Below are 19,197 nucleotides of genomic sequence, written 5' to 3' on the forward strand. Positions count from 1 at the left end.
GTTGAAAAGGTCCCGGATGAAAATCGCGATTGTCGAAGACGATATCAACATGCGTAAATCCCTTGAAATCGCCATGGGCGATTTCGAACAATACGACGTCCACACATTCAAAAACGCCCGCGACGCCCTTAAAAAGCTCGACGATACCTTCGATCTGATCATCAGCGACATCAACATGCCCGGGATGGACGGCATCGAATTTGTCAAAACGCTGGGCGGTAAATACGAAGTAATCATCATCACCGGAAACGCCACCCTCACACGGGCCATCGAGTCGATCCAGCTCGGAGTCAAGGATTTTCTCCTCAAGCCCTTCGAAATCGAAACCCTGATCGCCGCCATCGAGCGGAGCGCCACAGTCGTTAATAAAACCCCGAAATCCGGAGGGGTGAAAGCGGAAGGAGAACCGTTCCTTGGGACCTCTCCCGCTCTCGAAAAGCTGCTCGAACGCCTTACCAAAGCGGCCGCAACCGACGCGAGCATCATGCTCCTGGGCGAAAGCGGCGTAGGCAAAGAGGTCCTCGCCCGCCACATCCACAATACTTCCCCCCGCGCATCCAAGCCTTTCGTGGCGATCAATATGGCCGCCATCCCCGACAACCTGATCGAAAGTGAGCTCTTCGGGTTTGAAAAAGGGGCTTTCACCGATGCCGCCGAAGCCAAAGCGGGGCAATTCGAGCTTGCCGAGGGGGGAACGCTGTTCCTGGACGAAATCGGCGAAATGCCCTATTCCCTGCAAGCCAAACTTCTCCGCGTATTGCAAGAACGTGAAATACGACGACTGGGATCGTCGAAAAATACAAAAATCGACGTACGGATCATTACCGCCACCAACGCCGATCTCAACCGGAAAATCGGAGAGGGGGGCTTCCGCGAAGACCTCTACTACCGCCTCAATACGATCCCCCTTCTGATCCCTCCGCTGCGCGAACGGCGCGAGGAGATACTGCCGATCGCCGAAGCCGCGTTGGAGCGGTACTGCGAACGTTACGGTTTTGAAGCCAAAGAGTTCAGCCCCGAAGCCAGAGCGGCGCTTGAAAACTACACATGGCCGGGGAACATCCGCGAATTGATCTCGGTCGTCGAACGTTCCGCGATTCTCAGTGACGGAAATCGGATCGGAGCCGAAGAGCTCTTCCTCGAAGCACGCGGTTTGGGGCGAATATAAGCACCGATTGGGTATAATCGCCCAAAAATTATGCGGTGAATTTATCACCTCCAAGGATACCCTCCAATGAAACGTTACAACGTTGCAATCGTCGGTGCCAGCGGCGCCGTCGGCGAAGAGATCTTGCGTATTTTCGAAGAGATCGACTTCCCCTATGCCAAGATCGTACCCCTTGCCAGTGCGCGCAGCGCCGGGACTACGGTCACGTTCAATGACCAGGAATTGGTGATCAAAGAACTCACTCCCACCGTTTTTGACGAAGAGCAGATCGATATCGCCCTCTTCAGCGCAGGCGGAAGCGTATCGGCGCAGTTTGCCCCCTATGCCGCCAAAGCCGGAGCCGTCGTCATCGACAATACGAGCCATTTTCGGATGTTCGACGACGTCCCTCTTGTCGTCCCCGAAGTGAACCCCGAAGATATCGCCCAGTGGAAAAACACAGGCATCATCGCCAACCCGAACTGTTCGACGATTCAGATGGTCCAGGCGCTCAAACCGCTCGATGAAGCATACGACCTCGTGCGTGTCGACGTAAGCACCTACCAGGCGACCTCGGGTGCGGGAAAATCGGCAATGGAAGAGCTCGTCGAACAGATGCAGGCGTTCTTTGCGTTCAAACTCGACGAAGTTGAACCCAAAAAATTTGCCCACCGTATCGCCCTCAACGCGATCCCGCAGATCGACTCGTTCACCGATACCGGCTACACAAAAGAAGAGCTCAAGATGGTCAACGAAACCAAAAAGATCATGCACAAGGAGATCGAGGTGAGCGCGACGTGCGTCCGCATCCCGACGCTCCGCGGTCATGCCGAAACATTGACCCTCACCTTCGACGGCGCCGTCGATGCCGACGAAGCACGCGAACTACTCCGCAAAGCGCCCAATATCATCGTCCTCGACGAACCTGAAAACAGCGTCTATCCGATGCCTTCCATGTGTATGGATCAGAACGAGACGTTCGTAGGGCGCATCCGCCGCGATCTCTACCGCGAGAACGTACTGCACCTTTGGGTCGTCGCCGACAACCTCCGCGTCGGTGCGGCAACAAACGCCGTCCGTATTGCCCAAAAATGGGTGGAAATGCAAGGAGAATAAGATGAATTTCATCGAAAAATTCTTTGAACACGGGCTTTGGAGCACGCGGCTGGTGATTTTGCTCGCCGTCGTCTTCGGCCTCATCGGGGCGTTCGTCCTTTTCGCCGTCGCCAGCGTCGACGTTTACAATACCGCAGCCTATGTCATCCAGACCTATGCGGCCCATGCCCATCCCGAGCACTTCCACGAAGAGATCGTCGGCGGCATCATCGGAGCGGTCGATCTGTACCTGATCGGCGTGGTAATGATCATCTTCTCGTTCGGCCTCTACGAGCTGTTCATCTCCGACATCGATCCGGCCAAAGACGAACACGGTAAAGAGAACCAGCTCCTCGCCGTCCATTCCCTCGACCAGCTCAAAGACAAGATTTCCAAAGTCATCGTGATGGTTCTCGTCGTCGGGTTTTTTCAGAAAGTCGGTCACACGGTCTTTACCGGGGCACTGGAACTGCTCTATCTTGCCCTCTCCATCACGGCCGTCGCCGTAGGGCTTTATTTCCTGAGCAAAGTAGGTCATCACGACCATTAAATATCTTTGGATCCTTTCGGCATCCTTGTAAGCCGTATGCGGAGGCAGCAGTGCCGGGAGCATACGAGCGCTTTGCCGAAAGGATAGAGTTTCTTTTGTTTCTTTTCTTTGCGAACAAAGAAAAGAAAGAGAAGACATTAAACAAAGGATTCTAATATGAGCAAAATTTTCGTCGATGCCTGCTTCGGCAAAGAAACCCCCTACACCCCGGTATGGATGATGCGCCAGGCCGGACGCTACCTTCCCGAGTACATGGAAGTGCGCAAGCGCGCCGGAAACTTTCTCAACCTCTGCCACGCCCCCGACATGGCTGCCGAAGTGACGATCCAGCCCCTGGACCTCGTCGGCGTGGACGCGGCGATTTTGTTCAGCGACATTCTCGTCGTCCCCAACGAAATGGGAATGAAGCTCGACTTCATCAAAGGCGAAGGCCCGGTATTCGAAAAACCGATCGCGTCCGAAGCGGACCTCGATGAGCTGATCGGCGGCGAGGAAGCGGCGTCCAAACTGACGTATGTCTACGACACGATCAAAATCCTGCGCCGCCAGCTCGACGAACGCGGCGACGAAAAAGCCCTCATCGGTTTTACGGGGGCGCCGTGGACACTCGCGACCTACATGATCGAGGGCCAGGGGACCAAAACCTACAATATCTGTAAAAAGATGATGTATTCCAATCCCGAGCTGCTTCACAAAATCCTGCGCAAAGTGACCGACGTCGTCAAGCTCTACATGGAACACCAGATCGAAGCGGGCGTCGACGTCGTCCAGATCTTCGACAGCTGGGCCGCTGCCATCGAACCCGCCCGTTATGACGAATTCTCATGGAGCTACATGGTCGAAATCGCCGAATACCTCAAGGGCAAATATCCCCATATCCCGGTCATCATGTTCCCCAAAGGGATCCCTGCATTTTTGGACAAGGTCTACGGGAACTTCGACGTCTTCGGCGTCGACTGGAGCACCCCGATGGCGCTGGCCAAAGAGAAACTTGGAGACCGCTACGTCCTGCAGGGGAACATGGAGCCCTGCCGCCTCTACTCCAAAGAGCAGACAACGGCCTGCGTCGAAGCGATCCAGGAGATCATGGGCGGCCGTCGCCACATCTTCAATCTCGGCCATGGCATCCTCCCCGATGTCCCCGTCGAAAACGCGCAACACTTCGTCCGCGAGTGTCATCGGGTCAGCAAAAAAATCAAATGAATACAATCTTCGGCCCCGTCTATTCCCGCCGCTTCGGCGCATCGCTGGGAATCGATCTCTCCCCGGGCCGCAAACAGTGCAATTTCGACTGTCTCTACTGCGAGCTCGCCCCCGCCAAGGCGATCATGGCACAGCATGACGTCATCCCTCTAAACACGGTCGTTGCCGATCTGAAAAAAGCCCTGAACGAACATCCCTCCATCGACGTCATCACGATCACCGCCAACGGCGAACCGACGATGTATCCTCACCTGCGCGAGCTGGTCGAGCGGATCGATACCATCAAAGGGGACGTGCAAACCCTGATCCTCTCCAACAGTGCCTGCCTGAGTGATCCGGCTGTCTTTGAGATCCTGTTGCGTCTTGATCAGGTGAAACTATCTCTTGATGCGGCCACCCCGGAGGTCTTCAAAAAAATCGATCGCCCCGCAGAGGGGATTCATGTCGAGGCGATCGTCGAGGCGATCCAACGCTTTTCCCGCGTGTTCAAGGGGAAACTTTTCATCGAAATCCTCTTCGTCAAAGGGGTCAACGATACTCCCGGAGAAATCGCCGCGCTCAACCGTGCTTTGCGGGAAGTCGCTTGTGAACGGATCGATATCGGAACCATCGACCGTCCTCCTGCCTACCCCGTCGAAGGGCTCAGTTTTACTGAGCTGCACATGATCGCGGGGCTTTTCGATCCCGCATTGCCGATCCATATCGTCTCACGCACCCACGCGCATGCCACCCCTTCAACGTACGACGACGATGAGATACTCAATACCCTCGACAAACGCCCCCTGACCCGTGATGACATCGAGGCGCTTTTCGACGTTGATACGCTGCACCGTTTTGAAACACTCTGCTCCGAGGGGAAAATTGCCCAAATCGAACGCTCCAACGTTATCTTTTATCTTCCCGCAAAAAATATCGCCCGAAAACGCTCAAAATAACGCTTTTTTTATTGACAATCGCACCTTCATACCGTATAATTACGCCTCTTAAAAACATTCCGGATTAGCTCAGCGGTAGAGTAGGTGACTGTTAATCACTTGGTCACTGGTTCGAATCCAGTATCCGGAGCCACTTGTTTTAAGAATCTTCGTTTTCTGTTCCGGATTAGCTCAGCGGTAGAGTAGGTGACTGTTAATCACTTGGTCACTGGTTCGAATCCAGTATCCGGAGCCACTCTTTTATTTGATTCTTCCTTTCGTTTTTATCATACGCTTTTTCTACGGTCGGCCGGTTTACCGCTGTTTCTCTCGTAAACCTCTTTTTTTAAATTGATATCTAATCCGTCATTGCGTATAATCCTTTTTATTTTATTCAGTTTACCTACGGGAGTGCCATGAAAGGGATTATTTTAGCCGGCGGAAGCGGTACGCGTCTTTATCCGATCACAAAAGGGGTCAGCAAGCAGCTCGTCCCCATCTATGACAAACCGATGATCTATTATCCCCTATCGGTACTGATGCTCGCCGGCATCCGTGAAGTGCTCATCATCTCGACTCCCCACGATCTTCCCCGTTTCGAAGAGCTCCTCGGAGACGGCAGCGATATCGGGATGCGGTTTGAATACTGCGTCCAGCCCTCCCCCGACGGCCTCGCACAGGCGTTTATCCTCGGAGCCGATTTCATCGGCGACGATGACGTCTGCCTCGTGCTGGGGGACAATATCTTCTACGGACACGGACTCACCCAGCTTTTGGCCCAGTCGGTCAAAAACGTGACCGAAGAGAACAAAGCGACCGTTTTCGGTTATTGGGTCAAAGACCCCGAACGCTACGGCGTCGCGGAATTCGACGAATCGGGGAACGTCCTCTCGATCGAAGAAAAGCCCTCTAACCCGAAGAGTTCCTATGCCGTCGTCGGACTCTATTTTTATCCCAACAGCGTCGTCGAAATCGCCCGCAACGTCAAGCCTTCCGACCGGGGAGAGCTCGAAATCACGACCGTCAACCAGGCCTATCTCGCCCAAAACGCCCTTAAAGTCGAACTGATGGGACGGGGTTACGCGTGGCTCGATACGGGAACCCACGAAAGCCTGCTCGAGGCAAGTATGTTCATTCAGACCATCGAGAACCGCCAGGGGCTCAAAGTCGCCTGTATCGAAGAGATCGCTTTCGAGATGGGATACATTACCAAAGAGAAGCTGCTGCAACTCGCCCAGCCCCTCTCCAAAAACCAGTACGGGCAATACCTGATCCGGCGGGCTAACGAGGGGAAAGTGCTTCGATGACCTTCACCCGCACCTCCATCCCCGACGTCATTATTATCGATCCCAAAGTCCACGGCGACGAGCGGGGCTATTTCGTCGAAACGTTCCGCGCCGACAAATTTGCCGAATTCGCGGGCTTCGAAGTCCACTTTTGCCAGGACAACGAATCCGCAAGCAGCTACGGGGTACTCCGCGGACTCCATTACCAGCTTCCGCCCCATGCGCAGAGTAAACTTGTGCGCGTCATCGAGGGGGAAGTGCTCGACGTTGCCGTCGACATCCGCAAAGGTTCCCCGACGTTCGGCAAGCACGTCGCCGTACGCCTCTCGGGCGAAAACAAACGTCAGCTTTTCATTCCCCGCGGTTTCGCCCACGGATTTGTCGTCCTTTCGGAAAAATGTACCTTTGCGTACAAAGTCGACAATTATTACAGCCCCGAATGCGACCGCGGTATCGCATTCAATGATCCCGCGATCGGCATCGAGTGGATCGTTCCGGAAGAGGCCCTGCAGCTTTCGGCCAAAGACAGCACCCAGCCTCTGCTGTGCGATGCGGATTTGTTCGAATACGGGGTAGACCTCTACGCCCCGAGGGGTGCACGTGCGTAATCTCCTTGTAACGGGTATGAACGGTCAGCTCGGAAGCGAAATTCGCGCGCTGGCTGCGTCGTATCCGGATTATGTTTTTACATTTACCGACCGTTCCACGCTCGATCTTTCGAACCTGTGCAAAATGGAAGATTTCTTTGAGGGCAAAACGTTCGACGCCATCATCAACTGTGCCGCCTATACCGCGGTCGACAAAGCCGAATCCGACCCCCACGGCGCCGATGCAATCAACCACCGCTTCGTCTCGATGCTGGCCAAAATCGCAAAACGTTCGGGGAGTTCCCTGATTCACGTTTCGACCGATTACGTCTTTGACGGGCGCAACCACCGCCCTTACGTCGAGACCGACCCGACCGATCCCCAGGGAGTCTACGGACGTACGAAGCGCGACGGCGAAAACGCGATCCTCGCCGCAGCACCGGAAAACACCGCCATAATCCGTACTTCATGGGTCTATTCGAGTTTCGGCAACAACTTCGTCAAAACAATGCTCCGCCTTGGCCGCGAGCGCGAAACGCTGGGGGTGATCTACGATCAGGTAGGAACTCCGACCTATGCCCGGGATTTGGCCAAAACGATCCTCGACATACTCCCGCAACTTCGGAACGAACGCCCTGAAATCTACCACTACAGCAACGAAGGCGTCGCCAGCTGGTACGATTTTGCCCAAGCGATCTTCGAACTCTCAGACATCGGGTGTGACCTCAAAGCACTCACCACCGATCAATACCCTACCCCGGCGGTGCGCCCGCACTACAGCCTGCTCAACAAATCAAAGATCAAAACCGACTTTGACCTGATCATACCGTATTGGAAAGACTCACTCAAAGAATGCCTGACACTATTAGGAGAAAAACAATGAAAACACTTTTAGTCACCGGATGCGCCGGATTCATCGGCAGCAATTTCGTCCCCTATTTTTTGGAAAAACATCCCGATATCCGCCTTGTGAATCTCGATCTGCTGACCTATGCCGGGAACCTGGAAAACCTCGCCGAAGTCGAGAACAACGAACGCCACGTTTTCGTCAAAGGGGACATCTGCGACCGCGCCCTTGTGGAATCGCTTTTTGAAACGTACGACATCCGCGGAGTCATCCATTTCGCCGCCGAAAGCCACGTCGACAACTCGATCAAAAATCCCGGCGTGTTCGTCCAGACGAACGTCAACGGCACCTTTACCCTGATCGACGTCGCTTATAAACACTGGATGGACAAACCGTTCGTAACCAAAACAGGCTACGAGGGATGCCGTTTCCACCACATCAGCACCGACGAAGTCTATGGAACCCTCGGAGAAACCGGTCTCTTTACCGAAGAGACCTCTTACGCCCCCAATTCCCCATACAGCGCCAGCAAAGCGGGATCGGACATGATCGTGCGCAGCTACCACCACACCTACGGGATGGATACCGTGATCACCAACTGCTCGAATAACTACGGGCCCAAACAGCACGACGAAAAACTCATCCCGACCGTTATCCGCAAAGCGCTTCGCGGCGAAAATATCCCCATCTACGGCGACGGCAAAAACATCCGCGACTGGCTCTATGTCCTCGATCATTGCAAGGGGATCGACCTCGTCTATCATAACGGCCGCAGCGGCGAAGTTTACAACATCGGCGGACGCAACGAGCGCAACAACAACCAGATTGCCGACCGCATCTGTACGCTGCTCGATTCGATGCATCCGCGCAAAGACGGCCAAAGCTACAAAACGCAGATCACCTACGTCGAAGACCGTGCCGGACACGACCGTCGTTACGCGATCGATGCAACGAAACTTGAAACCGAGCTGGGATGGCGTGCCGATGAGAATTTCGACACCGGTATCGTCAAAACGATCGCATGGTACCTCGAAAAATACACCGAAGGCGACGAATAACCATGCATATTCCCGAGGATATCAAACGGGTTTTGGTATTACGCTGCGGAGCACTCGGAGACCTGGTGTACGCAACTTCGGTCATCGATGCCCTCCGTGCCGAATACGGTGCCGGAGTGGTCATCGACTTTATCACCACGCCCGGAACGGCCAAGCTATTTGAAAATGACCCCCGCATCAACCATATCTTTCATCTCAAGCACAAAAAACTCCCCATTTGGCTCAGTCCCCAAAAACGTTCGATTATCCGCGCTTCACAGAAAAATCCGTACGATCTGTTCATCAATTTCGAGATGGGCAAACAGTTCCGAACCCTGTGCAACGCCATCCGGGCACGCCACAAAAGCGGATGGTTTTTTGAGCAGCCCGTTTTCGGAGAAAATGACCATATGGTCGATATCTGCAAATCGTTTTACGCCCCGGTCGTTACCCAAGACGTCCTTCAACAGGCCGCTCCTAGGATTATCGGGAAAAAATTCCCGGAGGTGCAGGCCAAACTGAAGTTGCCCGAACGCTACATCGTCCTCAGTCCCAGCAACTCACACAACAAAAAAAGCCGCCTGAACTACCGGGCATGGCCTCAGGGCCATTGGAAACGACTTATTTCCCTTCTCCCCTCTGACCTCAATATCGTCATCGTCGGCGGCAAAGGGGAAGAGCCTTTTTTCGAAGCGATCCGCCCCTACCCCCCGAACGTCATCGACCTGGTCGGGCAGACATCGGTTGCGGAAATGATCAGCATTATCGGGCATGCCCGCGCACTCGTCGTGACCGATACGGGAACGGCCCATATCGCTTCTGCGATGAATACCCCCGTTTTCTGTCTGATCGGTCCCACTCCCGCACACGTGACCGGCCCCTATCGTTCGGCGACGAACGAAGTCCATATCCTCTCTTTGGGGCTGGACTGTTCGCCGTGTTATAAAACGCAGACGATGAAAGAGTGTACCGACAACGTCTGCATGAAGGATCTTTCACCCGAAACGGTCCTCTCAGCGTTAAAATCAGCTAATATCCTGTAAAATAAAGCCATTACAATCCGGAGTACCCGTCTATGCCCTATCCCCGCTCAACCCTGATAATCTCGGTCTACAAAGATACCGAAGCGCTCGGGTTCATTCTCGATAGCCTCGAACGCCAAAGCGTCGCACCCGATGAGATCATCATTTCCGAAGACGGGGATTCAACCGAAATGGCGGAATTCGTGGCGGCACAGAAAGGGCGTTTTCCCCATCTGGTGCACCTGACCCAACCCGATGAGGGATGGCGTAAAAACATTGCGATGAACAACGCGATCAAAGCCGCACGCCATGAATATCTGATCTTCATCGACGGGGACTGCGTCCCCTACAGCACCTTTATTCAGGGACACGTCGAAAACGCGCGCAAAGGGGTCGTCCTGTGCGGGAAACGTTTCGAACTCGGGCCCGAATACACGGCCAAAATCAAACAGCATACCCTCCCCTTCGCACAGCTTGAAAAACATTTCCTCTGGCATTTACCGTGGATGGTCAAAGACGGCGCCCGACATGTTGAAGAAGGTTTTTATTTCTCCTCCGGAAGCCTGCTGAGCAATGTCACCAAACGCTACGTCCGCTACATCATCGGCTGCAACTTCTCCTGTTTCAAGGAAGACATGCTTAAAATCAACGGTTTCGACGAAACCTACCGTCTCCCTTCGGTAGGAGAAGATATCGACCTGGGATGGCGTTTCCGCGGTTTGGGAATCGAGCTGAAATCGTGCCGCAACAACGCCTGCATGATGCACCTATGGCATAAAAAACGCTTTGCCGAAGAAGAAGGGATCATCAACAACCGTATTCTAAAAGCAAACTTCGATGAAAACCGCTTCGTATGCAAAAACGGAATTAACAAGGAGCCGTAATGAAAGTATTGTTGTTGGCCGGAGGGCTTGGAACCCGACTAAGCGAAGAGACCGATATCCGCCCCAAACCGATGGTAGATATCGGGGGGAAACCCATCTTGTGGCATATCATGAAACTGTACAGCCATTACGGATTCAACGACTTCGTTATTTTACTCGGCTACAAGGGCTATTACATTAAAGAGTATTTCGCCAACTATTTTCTGCATCAAAGCGACGTTACCCTGGACATCCAGACCGGGAAGATGGAAATACTCAATAACTCCAGCGAACCGTGGAAAGTCACACTCCTCGATACGGGACTCGACAGTATGACGGGTGGACGCGTCAAGCGGGCGCAATCTTTTGTCGGCGACGAGCCTTTTATGCTGACTTACGGAGACGGCGTAAGCAACATCGACATCAAAGCCCTAGTCGAATTTCATAAAGCGCACGGTAAAGCGATGACAATGACCTCCGCTCAACCGGAGGGTAGATTCGGAGCGCTGAACATCGCCGAAAACGGAGAGGTCACCCATTTTCTCGAAAAACCCAAAGGAGACGGCGGTTGGATCAACGCCGGATTTTTCGTCTGCGAACCGAAAGTTTTCGATTACATCACCGAAGGCGACGGCACCATTTTCGAACAGGCGCCGCTTCAGAATCTCGCCCGTGACGGAGAGATCTATACTTTCCAACATGAAGGCTTCTGGAAACCGATGGATACTCTCAGAGACAAACAAGAACTCCAAAAGCTCTGGGACACCAAAAAAGCACCGTGGAAAGTATGGTAGTGGAGAATCTATTCGGCGGCGTCTACCGGGGAAAAACCGTTTTTGTAACGGGTCATACGGGATTTAAAGGCAGTTGGCTCGTCTTCTGGCTTAGACGGATGGGGGCCAATGTCGTCGGTTACTCCCTGCAACCTCCAACGGAGCCCAACCACATTACGCTCTTGTCTCCGGACATCCAATCAATTCTCGGTGACATTCGCAATCTCGACCATCTAGACCGTACATTGAAAGCTCACCGTCCCGATATCGTTTTTCACCTTGCCGCGCAGCCTCTTGTACGACTTTCCTATGATAACCCGATCGAAACGTACGAAACAAATGTCATTGGAACACTCAAAGTCTTTGAATCGTGCCGAGCCAACGGTATCAAGGCAATCGTCAATATTACCAGCGACAAAGCATACGAAAACAGAGAATGGGTATGGGGATACCGCGAAAACGATCCGCTGGGAGGATATGATCCGTATAGCTCTTCCAAAGGGTGCGCCGACATTCTGGCGAATTCGTACCGGAATTCGTATTTCAACCCGGCGGAATACGGGAAATCCCACCATACCCTCCTTGCTTCCTGCCGTGCAGGAAATGTCATCGGCGGCGGCGACTGGGCGAAAGACCGATTGATGACCGATATCATCCTCGCAGTCTCCCAGAAACAGAAAGTCAGTATTCGGAATCCGAACGCGACGCGCCCGTGGCAGCATGTTCTCGAACCGCTCAGCGGCTATCTGGCGGTTGGACAAAAACTGCTGGAGGGAAAAGCGCAATTCGGGGAAGCATGGAACTTCGGTCCCAGCGACGAGGGAAGTATCACCGTCGAACAAGTCGTGAAAAACGTGAAAAAGCACTGGGATGCAATCGATTATGAAATTCATCGGGATCCGAAAGCTCTTCACGAAGCGAATCTCTTGAAACTGGACTGTTCGAAAGCGCATATCCAGCTCAAATGGCAGAATGTATGGGACAGCGATACGACTTTCGAAAAAACGGTTTTATGGTACAAAAAGTTTTACGAAAACGGCCAAACGCTTACGAATGACGATTTGGAAACCTATATTGCCGATGCGAAAAAGAAAAAAATCGAATGGGCCCTCTCGTGAAACTGCTGGACACCCCGATCGACGGTCTGAAAATATTCGAACCCAGGCTTTTTGAAGACGTGCGGGGGCGTTTTATCAAAACCTTTTCGGACGGCTTTTTCCGGGAAAACGGCCTGAATATCGAAATCCGGGAGAGCTACTATTCGGTTTCGCACCGAAACGTTATCCGCGGAATGCATTTCCAGACTCCCCCTTACGACCACATCAAGCTGGTATACGTCCCTCACGGTGCAATCAGGGACGTCGTGCTGGACATACGCAAAAACTCTCCCACGTACGGACGCTTCTATGCACTGGAACTGTCCGGGGAAAACGGTCGGATCCTTGTCATCCCAAAAGGGTTGGCGCACGGTTTCAAATCGCTGCAAGACGATACGAACGTCACCTATCTGCAAACTTCCGTTTACGCGCCCGATCACGACGCCGGAATACACTACGGCTCGTTCGGGTTCGACTGGGAGTGTTCCGATCCTAAAATATCCGAAAGAGATCTTTCCTTCCCTTCGCTCAATGATTTCGAAACTCCGTTTACGTATGGAGAAGGGTCATGAAAATACTCCTCACCGGGGCAACGGGATTCATCGGAAAACACTTAAGCAAAAAACTCATTGAAGCCGGTCATACGGTCCATGCGATCATTCGAAATTCAAGCGACCGCCAGCGTTTGGACCCGATGCTAAACGTACATATTCACGATGAAACGGTTGCCGACCTCATCGGTTATTTCGAGCGTGAACGGTTCGACGGGGTTATCCATCTTGCTTCGTTGTTCCTTGCCGCCCATTCGGCAGACCAAATCGAAAAACTGATCGCTTCGAATGTCACATTCGGAACGTTACTGCTCGAAGCGTCCAAAACGTCAAAAGTCAAATGGTTTATCAATACGGGAACCTTTTGGCAGCATTATGGTGACCGTGACTACGATCCGGTCAATCTGTATGCGGCCACCAAAGAAGCGTTCGAAAAAATAGCCGCCTACTATTCCGAAACATCGGACCTAATTTTTACAACACTCAAACTCAACGATACGTTCGGCCCCGATGACACCAGGAACAAAATATTCACGTTGTGGGACAAAATTTCTCGGACAGACGAAATACTGGAAATGTCCGGCGGTGAACAGCTCATCGACATCAGTTACATCGACGACGTCGTCTCAGCATATCTTAAACTGACCGAACATCTCTCTTCTGAACATGCGAACGATTTCAAAGATTCGACCTTTGCCGTCATGTCCGCTCACCGGATGAGCCTCAAAGATTTAGCCGGCGAGTTTGAAAAAGCGACACATAAAAAACTCAATATCGCATGGGGCGCAAAACCTTATCGCGAAAGAGAAGTGATGATCCCCTGGACCGGGGGCAAACCTGTCCCGGGATGGGAATCTCATCACACCCTGCACGAAGCAATACAAAAAACATCGGGAGCAATACCATGACTGAAGCGGAAAAACTCAAACAAGAAATTCTTCAAAAAACAAAAGAGTACTACGAACTTTTTCACAAGCCCGCACAGACAAAACCTTTCGTGGCCGGTAAAAGCCGCGTAAACTATGCCGGTCGCGTATTCGACGCGCAGGAGATGATCAATCTGGTTGACAGTTCCCTGGATTTTTGGCTCACCTACGGAGACTATTCGAAACAGTTTGAAAAAGAACTCGCCAAATATCTGGGCGTACGGTGGGCTTTCCTGGTCAACAGCGGGAGTTCGGCAAACCTTTTAGCCTTTTATGCCCTAACATCGCCTCTCCTCGGAGAGAGACAAGTCAAACGGGGAGACGAAGTCATTACCGTCGCTGCCGGGTTCCCGACAACGGTAGCCCCGGTCGTCCAATACGGCGCCGTTCCGGTTTTCGTGGACATGGAACTGACACATTTCAATATCGACGTCAACGAACTGGAAAAAGCGCTCAGTCCAAAAACAAAAGCCGTAATGATCGCCCATACTCTGGGGAATCCGTTTAACCTGCGTGCCGTCAAAGAGTTCTGCGACAGACATAATCTCTGGCTGATCGAAGACAACTGTGACGCTCTGGGTTCGACATACGAGGGAAAACCGACCGGCACGTGGGGGGATATCGGAACATCAAGCTTCTATCCTCCACATCATATGACGATGGGAGAAGGGGGAGCAACCTACACCGACAACCCTCTCCTTAAAAAAATCATGCTCTCGATGCGCGACTGGGGACGCGACTGCTGGTGTGAAAGCGGAATCGACAACACTTGCGGATGCCGGTTTACCCAGAGTTTTGGAACACTGCCGCAAGGATATGATCACAAATATGTGTACAGCCATTTCGGCTTTAATCTGAAAGTCTCGGACATGCAAGCCGCCGTCGGTGTGGCTCAACTCCAGAAATTCCCCGCATTCGTCGAAAAAAGAAAAGAAAACTATGCCAAACTCTACCATGCTCTACGTGACGTCGAAGAATTGATCCTGGTCTCGGCACAGAAAAATTCCGATCCCAGCTGGTTCGGGTTCATGATGACCCTTAAAGACGGGGTAAAATTCACCCGGAACACTCTGGTGGAACATCTTGAAAAAAACAACATACAGACCCGAAACCTTTTTGCCGGAAATATGCTCCGTCATCCCATGTTCGATCATCTGCAAAAGGGGGTCGACTACCGCGTTGTCGGCGATTTGCCCAATACCGACAAGATTATGAACGACAGTTTTTGGATCGGTCTTTACCCCGGGATGGCCGATGAAGCGATCGACTATATGAGTACGATAATACGGGAGTTTATTCATGGCTAATCCGAAAGTCTCCGTCTTAATTCCGGCCTACAACTACGCCCATTATCTGGGGGAAGCGATAGAGAGCGTTTTGGCGCAGACATACGGTGATTTCGAAATCATCGTCATGGACAACTGTTCGGAAGACAATACCGAAGAAGTGGTCCGAAGCTATACGGAAAAAGACGCCAGGGTCCTGTATTTTAAAAATTCGTCCAATATCGGCATGTACCGAAATTACAACCAGTCGCTTTTGTACGCTTCGGGCGAGTACATAAAATTTTTAAATGCGGACGATACTTTCGAACCTACTCTCCTGGAAAAATTCGTCAATGTGATGGAAAGCGATCCCTCCATTTCGGTCGTGACCTCTTACCGCAAACATTTCGGCTCAAAAAACGATATCCTGATCCCTCCGCACAAAGGACGGATCGAAGCACGCGAGGCGATCTTATCCTCGCTGCGTTATGGGAACTGGATCGGTGAGCCGACTACGGTTATGATCCGACGCGTAAACCTTAATCTGGGCCTTTTTGACATCTCGCTTCTGATGTTCGCAGACCAGGATATGTGGCTTCGGCACCTACGCGTAGGCGATCTTTACGTCATCGATGAGGTTCTATCGTCGTTTAGAATCCACGAGGAACAAGGGACCGTCCACCTCAACAGCGATCAGGGAAAACGCGCGTTCAATGCCTTGCAGTATGCCGAATATCGCCGGAATGCCATTCTCAATCATCGTTTCGGCTACGACCTCTACGCCGCCGATGTCCGCAGAAGCAGAAGAATCCTAAGAGATGCGTCCAAAAGCATCGTCAAACTGATCAAGAGACAACAAACATCCGACAACGCACTGATGTATCTCTACAGCCTGAAGTTTTTAACCCGTTTCTTCCGTGTCTGGTTAACGCCGGCACTGTTTTTATCTTTCATCGACACCCTGAAAGCGAAACGGAAAAACTTCAAACAAACCCATAATGAAGAATAGAGTCTTCGAACGGAAAAAATAACGTGAAAAATATCAATGAGCTGACTTCCACAGTCGATTTCTCGGTTTGCACGCTCGTTACCGATTTCGACGAGTACCGCGAAATGATCGCATCGTTTAACCGCGCCGGCTTCACCGATGCCGATACCGAGTTTTTGTACGTCGACAATTCAAACGGCAATACCGAAGACGGCTACAGCGGACTGAACAAATTTTTAAACCGTGCTTCCGGGAAATACATCATTATCTGCCATCAGGACATTCTTTTGAAGTTCGACGATGTCGGCGTGCTGAAGCAACGGCTCGCGGAAATGGACCGGCTCGATCCTGACTGGGCCGTTTTGGGGAATGCCGGTTACGGCGACTTCAATACCAAACTCTACCGGATTACCGATCCCTGGGGAGCCGATCAAAAAATCGGGACCCTCCCCGCGCGGGCCCGCAGCCTCGATGAAAATTTTCTCCTTGTCAAAAATGACGCAAACCTGGCACTTTCCCACGATCTCAAGGGATTTCACCTCTACGCCACCGACCTGTGTGCCCTTGCCGATATGCTCGGCTGGAATGCCTACGTGATCGATTTTCATCTTTACCATAAAAGCGGCGGCAACTGCAACGAAAGCTTTTTTGCGTCAAAAAACGCCTTCATGGACAAATACGCACGGATCGTCCGCCCGATGGCAATCCGCACTACATGCACCATGATGCTTATAACGAGTGCCCCCTTCCTCAACCGGATCATCAATAAAAAACTCTTCTACAGCATCCGAAAACGGCTGGACTCCCTCTTCCGATGAACAGCGTAGACGTCTCCTTTATCACCGTGAACTACAATTCTTCGGCCCATACGGCCGCACTCGTCGAAAGCATCCGTACCCATGTTTCCGATGGAACAACGTACGAAATCGTCATCGTCGACAATGCTTCCGAAGCCGAAGACTATAACCGTCTTCAGAGTACACTCGAAGGCTCGCCTTCGGTCAAACTCGTGCGCAACCGGATCAACAGCGGATTTGCCGGAGGAAACATGCTGGGCGTGAACGTCGCGTCGGGACGGTATTATTTCTTTATCAACAACGATTGCCTCCTCCTCAACGACGCCGCATCGCGGCTAAGGGAGTTTATGGAATCGCATCCCGATGCCGGGGCCCTGACCGCAAAAATCACTGATGAAAACGGCAATTTTTCCTCGTCTTACAAACAGTTCCCCTCGGTCGTCAAACAATGGTTCGGAAACTCCGCCCACCGCGTGCTCTCCAAAAACCGTTTCCCCAGTAATAAAGCACGGTTGGAACTCCCCACGCAAGTCGAGGTCATCAGCGGGTCATGCATGTTTTTCGATGCCGACGTTTTTTGCGCAATCGGGGGGCTCGATACCGTTTTTTTCCTCTACTGCGAAGAAGAAGACATCTGCAGACGTGTCTGGAACAGCGGTCGGGCGGTCTATTTTCTCCCCTCCGCCGAAGTATTCCACGAAGGGGGAGGAAGTTCGGGGAACAATCCCGCCCTCGAAAAAGAATTTTATATCTCCTACAATCTCCTCATCGACAAACATTTTCAGGGAGTGGCCCGGATACTGATCAAAACCGCCCTCTTTTTCAAACTGCTCCGCCGCACCGCTACAAAAAAACGGGGATGGGCGATATTTGCTTTTTTCCTGCGCGGGGCGCCGATCAAAGAGAGTTTGCGCTATAAACAGACCATACAGGCAAGCCGTCCATGATTCTACGATTATTTTCTTTTGATACCGTTCGCTCTTACCGTGAACAGTCGGCTCTGGCCGCGAATTATCTGCTTATCCTTTATGCTTTTTTGCTGCCGGTTGCACCCAAAGCGGCCAGCAAGGTTTTTATCGGCATTGCCGTTTTGATGCTGTTCAGCGGCGGGTTAAAGGAAAAATTTTTCCGCTCTCTCAAACATCCGGTGGTTCTCTCGTTTATCCTCTTTTATCTGATGCATGCTCTTTGGATGTTCGGGAGCGAGCACATTTCGACGGCCCTTTTCAAACTCAAAGAGTTCAAATACCTCCTTTACGTCCTAGTCATCACGATGATCCTGCAAAAAGGGTTCGTCTCTAAAATTCTCGGCGGGTTCATAGCCGGAATATCTCTGAGCGTACTGATCTCGCTTAGTATGTTTTCGGGCCTTCCGATCCTCGAACTTCTCCAGAAAATACCCCTCGTTACGGTCAATACGATTCATCCCAACGTTCCGTTCATGGTGAGTTACACCGCCTATAGCATCAGCCTCGTTCTGGTCGCCAATTTGATGCTGTATCGCCTATTGGTCCGTTCCGGCGAAATCTTCTACTTGCGGTTCTTGTATGCACTCATTTTCATCGGTACCAGCACTACCGTATTTCTCGTCGATTCCAGGCTCGGATACATCTTATACGGAATCAGCATCCTGTTTACGATCGCGTTTGCTTTCCGACGATATTTTTACCGGGTAGCCGCCGTCTCATCGCTGTTGGTGGGCACTACGTACGTACTGCTGTATTCCTATAGTCCGTCATTTGAGAGTCGGGTCGATACCATTGTCGACGACGCCCGTAACTCCATGAACGCTTCGTATAGCTCAGGAGGAGGCATACGGATCGGCTATTACGTTCACGGTTGGGAAGTGATTCGAAACAATCCGATTTTCGGGGTCGGCACGGGCGACCATCTCGCCGAGGTGATCGACGTCATCAACCGGTTCGAAAAGGATCCGGCCAACCGTGATGCGCTTAACTATAATTACAAAAGTGGAGATAGTGCAAGTTTTGACAGTGAATACCTCGATACCGTTGTCCAGTTCGGCATCGTCGGACTACTCGTATTTTTTAATATCGCCTATCGGCTGATTCGCGATCCCCAGCCGGACCCTTACCTTAAATACTTTCAATACCTGCTGGCACTCTCCATCGTGATGATTGCCGGGCCATCTCTGATTTTTATCCCTTCCGAAGTCGGAAAAGCACTGGTGCTGCTGGCAGCACTTAGCCTGTCGCATCCTATTGAGCAACGTTCTCGAGCGTAAGGAT

At 52.0% G+C, this 19,197-nt stretch carries 20 protein-coding genes and 2 tRNA genes; all 22 read left to right on the forward strand.

The window, feature by feature from the left end:
- The first annotated feature begins 16 nt into the window (after window positions 1-16).
- The 22 genes from E0765_RS00165 (at window position 17) to E0765_RS00270 (ending at window position 19,193) form a co-directional block, all read left to right on the forward strand.
- A complete protein-coding gene (locus E0765_RS00165) occupies window positions 17-1,168 on the forward strand; it encodes a sigma-54 dependent transcriptional regulator (protein ID WP_132811196.1) in 1,152 nt (383 codons plus the stop codon).
- 66 nt (window positions 1,169-1,234) lie between these two features.
- Window positions 1,235-2,263, forward strand: a complete 1,029-nt coding sequence (locus E0765_RS00170) for an aspartate-semialdehyde dehydrogenase (protein WP_132811197.1) — start codon at window positions 1,235-1,237, stop codon at window positions 2,261-2,263.
- A 1-nt stretch (window position 2,264) separates the two neighbouring features.
- Window positions 2,265-2,792 carry a YqhA family protein gene (locus tag E0765_RS00175; RefSeq protein WP_188109901.1) on the forward strand — a complete coding sequence of 176 codons (528 nt, stop codon included), beginning with the start codon at window positions 2,265-2,267 and terminating at the stop codon, window positions 2,790-2,792.
- 156 nt (window positions 2,793-2,948) lie between these two features.
- Window positions 2,949-3,995: a uroporphyrinogen decarboxylase gene (hemE, locus tag E0765_RS00180; protein WP_132811198.1), complete on the forward strand. Its 1,047-nt coding sequence runs from the start codon at window positions 2,949-2,951 to the stop codon at window positions 3,993-3,995.
- Window positions 3,992-4,930: a radical SAM protein gene (locus E0765_RS00185; protein ID WP_132811199.1), complete on the forward strand. Its 939-nt coding sequence runs from the start codon at window positions 3,992-3,994 to the stop codon at window positions 4,928-4,930. Before hemE ends, E0765_RS00185 begins: the two co-directional genes overlap by 4 nt.
- A gap of 58 nt (window positions 4,931-4,988) precedes the next feature.
- A tRNA-Asn gene (locus E0765_RS00190) sits at window positions 4,989-5,063 on the forward strand.
- Window positions 5,064-5,090: 27 nt separating this feature from the next.
- Window positions 5,091-5,165, forward strand: a tRNA-Asn gene (locus E0765_RS00195).
- 160 nt (window positions 5,166-5,325) lie between these two features.
- The gene (gene rfbA, locus E0765_RS00200; protein WP_132811200.1) at window positions 5,326-6,216 is read left to right on the forward strand and encodes a glucose-1-phosphate thymidylyltransferase RfbA; all 891 of its coding nucleotides are present in this window, start codon (window positions 5,326-5,328) and stop codon (window positions 6,214-6,216) included.
- Window positions 6,213-6,803, forward strand: a complete 591-nt coding sequence (rfbC, locus tag E0765_RS00205; protein WP_132811201.1) for a dTDP-4-dehydrorhamnose 3,5-epimerase — start codon at window positions 6,213-6,215, stop codon at window positions 6,801-6,803. Before rfbA ends, rfbC begins: the two co-directional genes overlap by 4 nt.
- Window positions 6,796-7,665: a dTDP-4-dehydrorhamnose reductase gene (rfbD, locus tag E0765_RS00210; protein ID WP_132811202.1), complete on the forward strand. Its 870-nt coding sequence runs from the start codon at window positions 6,796-6,798 to the stop codon at window positions 7,663-7,665. The genes rfbC and rfbD overlap by 8 nt, the downstream gene beginning before the upstream one ends.
- On the forward strand, window positions 7,662-8,687 hold the full coding sequence (gene rfbB, locus E0765_RS00215; protein WP_132811203.1) for a dTDP-glucose 4,6-dehydratase: 1,026 nt from the start codon (window positions 7,662-7,664) through the stop codon (window positions 8,685-8,687). Before rfbD ends, rfbB begins: the two co-directional genes overlap by 4 nt.
- A gap of 2 nt (window positions 8,688-8,689) precedes the next feature.
- Window positions 8,690-9,709, forward strand: a complete 1,020-nt coding sequence (locus E0765_RS00220; protein ID WP_132811204.1) for a glycosyltransferase family 9 protein — start codon at window positions 8,690-8,692, stop codon at window positions 9,707-9,709.
- Window positions 9,710-9,741: 32 nt separating this feature from the next.
- Window positions 9,742-10,572, forward strand: coding sequence for a glycosyltransferase (locus E0765_RS00225; protein WP_132811205.1), 831 nt, complete (start codon window positions 9,742-9,744; stop codon window positions 10,570-10,572).
- Window positions 10,572-11,345, forward strand: coding sequence for a glucose-1-phosphate cytidylyltransferase (gene rfbF, locus E0765_RS00230; RefSeq protein WP_132811206.1), 774 nt, complete (start codon window positions 10,572-10,574; stop codon window positions 11,343-11,345). The genes E0765_RS00225 and rfbF overlap by 1 nt, the downstream gene beginning before the upstream one ends.
- A complete protein-coding gene (gene rfbG / locus E0765_RS00235; RefSeq protein WP_165921608.1) occupies window positions 11,339-12,442 on the forward strand; it encodes a CDP-glucose 4,6-dehydratase in 1,104 nt (367 codons plus the stop codon). The genes rfbF and rfbG overlap by 7 nt, the downstream gene beginning before the upstream one ends.
- Entirely contained in the window at window positions 12,427-12,993 is a 567-nt protein-coding gene (locus E0765_RS00240; protein ID WP_188109902.1) for a dTDP-4-dehydrorhamnose 3,5-epimerase family protein, read from the forward strand. Before rfbG ends, E0765_RS00240 begins: the two co-directional genes overlap by 16 nt.
- Window positions 12,990-13,880 carry an NAD(P)-dependent oxidoreductase gene (locus E0765_RS00245; RefSeq protein ID WP_132811207.1) on the forward strand — a complete coding sequence of 297 codons (891 nt, stop codon included), beginning with the start codon at window positions 12,990-12,992 and terminating at the stop codon, window positions 13,878-13,880. Before E0765_RS00240 ends, E0765_RS00245 begins: the two co-directional genes overlap by 4 nt.
- The gene (gene rfbH / locus E0765_RS00250) at window positions 13,877-15,205 is read left to right on the forward strand and encodes a lipopolysaccharide biosynthesis protein RfbH (protein WP_132811208.1); all 1,329 of its coding nucleotides are present in this window, start codon (window positions 13,877-13,879) and stop codon (window positions 15,203-15,205) included. The genes E0765_RS00245 and rfbH overlap by 4 nt, the downstream gene beginning before the upstream one ends.
- A complete protein-coding gene (locus tag E0765_RS00255; protein WP_132811209.1) occupies window positions 15,198-16,172 on the forward strand; it encodes a glycosyltransferase in 975 nt (324 codons plus the stop codon). The genes rfbH and E0765_RS00255 overlap by 8 nt, the downstream gene beginning before the upstream one ends.
- A 23-nt stretch (window positions 16,173-16,195) precedes the next feature.
- The gene (locus tag E0765_RS00260) at window positions 16,196-16,969 is read left to right on the forward strand and encodes an acyl esterase (protein WP_132811210.1); all 774 of its coding nucleotides are present in this window, start codon (window positions 16,196-16,198) and stop codon (window positions 16,967-16,969) included.
- Complete coding sequence (locus E0765_RS00265) at window positions 16,966-17,895, forward strand: glycosyltransferase family 2 protein (RefSeq protein WP_132811211.1); 930 nt, start codon at window positions 16,966-16,968, stop codon at window positions 17,893-17,895. Before E0765_RS00260 ends, E0765_RS00265 begins: the two co-directional genes overlap by 4 nt.
- A complete protein-coding gene (locus E0765_RS00270; protein ID WP_132811212.1) occupies window positions 17,892-19,193 on the forward strand; it encodes an O-antigen ligase in 1,302 nt (433 codons plus the stop codon). Before E0765_RS00265 ends, E0765_RS00270 begins: the two co-directional genes overlap by 4 nt.
- The last annotated feature ends 4 nt before the right edge of the window (window positions 19,194-19,197 follow it).

The organism is Sulfuricurvum sp. IAE1, from assembly GCF_004347735.1.
GTDB lineage: Bacteria > Campylobacterota > Campylobacteria > Campylobacterales > Sulfurimonadaceae > Sulfuricurvum.

What these genes read in the sequence shown, in the direction of transcription:
- E0765_RS00165 (WP_132811196.1), top strand. Translation starts at nt 17, where the DNA reads ATGAAAATCGCGATTGTCGAAGACGATATCAACATGCGTAAATCCCTT.
- E0765_RS00170 (WP_132811197.1), top strand. Translation starts at nt 1,235, where the DNA reads ATGAAACGTTACAACGTTGCAATCGTCGGTGCCAGCGGCGCCGTCGGC.
- E0765_RS00175 (WP_188109901.1), top strand. Translation starts at nt 2,265, where the DNA reads ATGAATTTCATCGAAAAATTCTTTGAACACGGGCTTTGGAGCACGCGG.
- hemE (WP_132811198.1), top strand. Translation starts at nt 2,949, where the DNA reads ATGAGCAAAATTTTCGTCGATGCCTGCTTCGGCAAAGAAACCCCCTAC.
- E0765_RS00185 (WP_132811199.1), top strand. Translation starts at nt 3,992, where the DNA reads ATGAATACAATCTTCGGCCCCGTCTATTCCCGCCGCTTCGGCGCATCG.
- rfbA (WP_132811200.1), top strand. Translation starts at nt 5,326, where the DNA reads ATGAAAGGGATTATTTTAGCCGGCGGAAGCGGTACGCGTCTTTATCCG.
- rfbC (WP_132811201.1), top strand. Translation starts at nt 6,213, where the DNA reads ATGACCTTCACCCGCACCTCCATCCCCGACGTCATTATTATCGATCCC.
- rfbB (WP_132811203.1), top strand. Translation starts at nt 7,662, where the DNA reads ATGAAAACACTTTTAGTCACCGGATGCGCCGGATTCATCGGCAGCAAT.
- E0765_RS00220 (WP_132811204.1), top strand. Translation starts at nt 8,690, where the DNA reads ATGCATATTCCCGAGGATATCAAACGGGTTTTGGTATTACGCTGCGGA.
- E0765_RS00225 (WP_132811205.1), top strand. Translation starts at nt 9,742, where the DNA reads ATGCCCTATCCCCGCTCAACCCTGATAATCTCGGTCTACAAAGATACC.
- rfbF (WP_132811206.1), top strand. Translation starts at nt 10,572, where the DNA reads ATGAAAGTATTGTTGTTGGCCGGAGGGCTTGGAACCCGACTAAGCGAA.
- rfbG (WP_165921608.1), top strand. Translation starts at nt 11,339, where the DNA reads ATGGTAGTGGAGAATCTATTCGGCGGCGTCTACCGGGGAAAAACCGTT.
- E0765_RS00240 (WP_188109902.1), top strand. Translation starts at nt 12,427, where the DNA reads ATGGGCCCTCTCGTGAAACTGCTGGACACCCCGATCGACGGTCTGAAA.
- E0765_RS00245 (WP_132811207.1), top strand. Translation starts at nt 12,990, where the DNA reads ATGAAAATACTCCTCACCGGGGCAACGGGATTCATCGGAAAACACTTA.
- rfbH (WP_132811208.1), top strand. Translation starts at nt 13,877, where the DNA reads ATGACTGAAGCGGAAAAACTCAAACAAGAAATTCTTCAAAAAACAAAA.
- E0765_RS00255 (WP_132811209.1), top strand. Translation starts at nt 15,198, where the DNA reads ATGGCTAATCCGAAAGTCTCCGTCTTAATTCCGGCCTACAACTACGCC.
- E0765_RS00265 (WP_132811211.1), top strand. Translation starts at nt 16,966, where the DNA reads ATGAACAGCGTAGACGTCTCCTTTATCACCGTGAACTACAATTCTTCG.
- E0765_RS00270 (WP_132811212.1), top strand. Translation starts at nt 17,892, where the DNA reads ATGATTCTACGATTATTTTCTTTTGATACCGTTCGCTCTTACCGTGAA.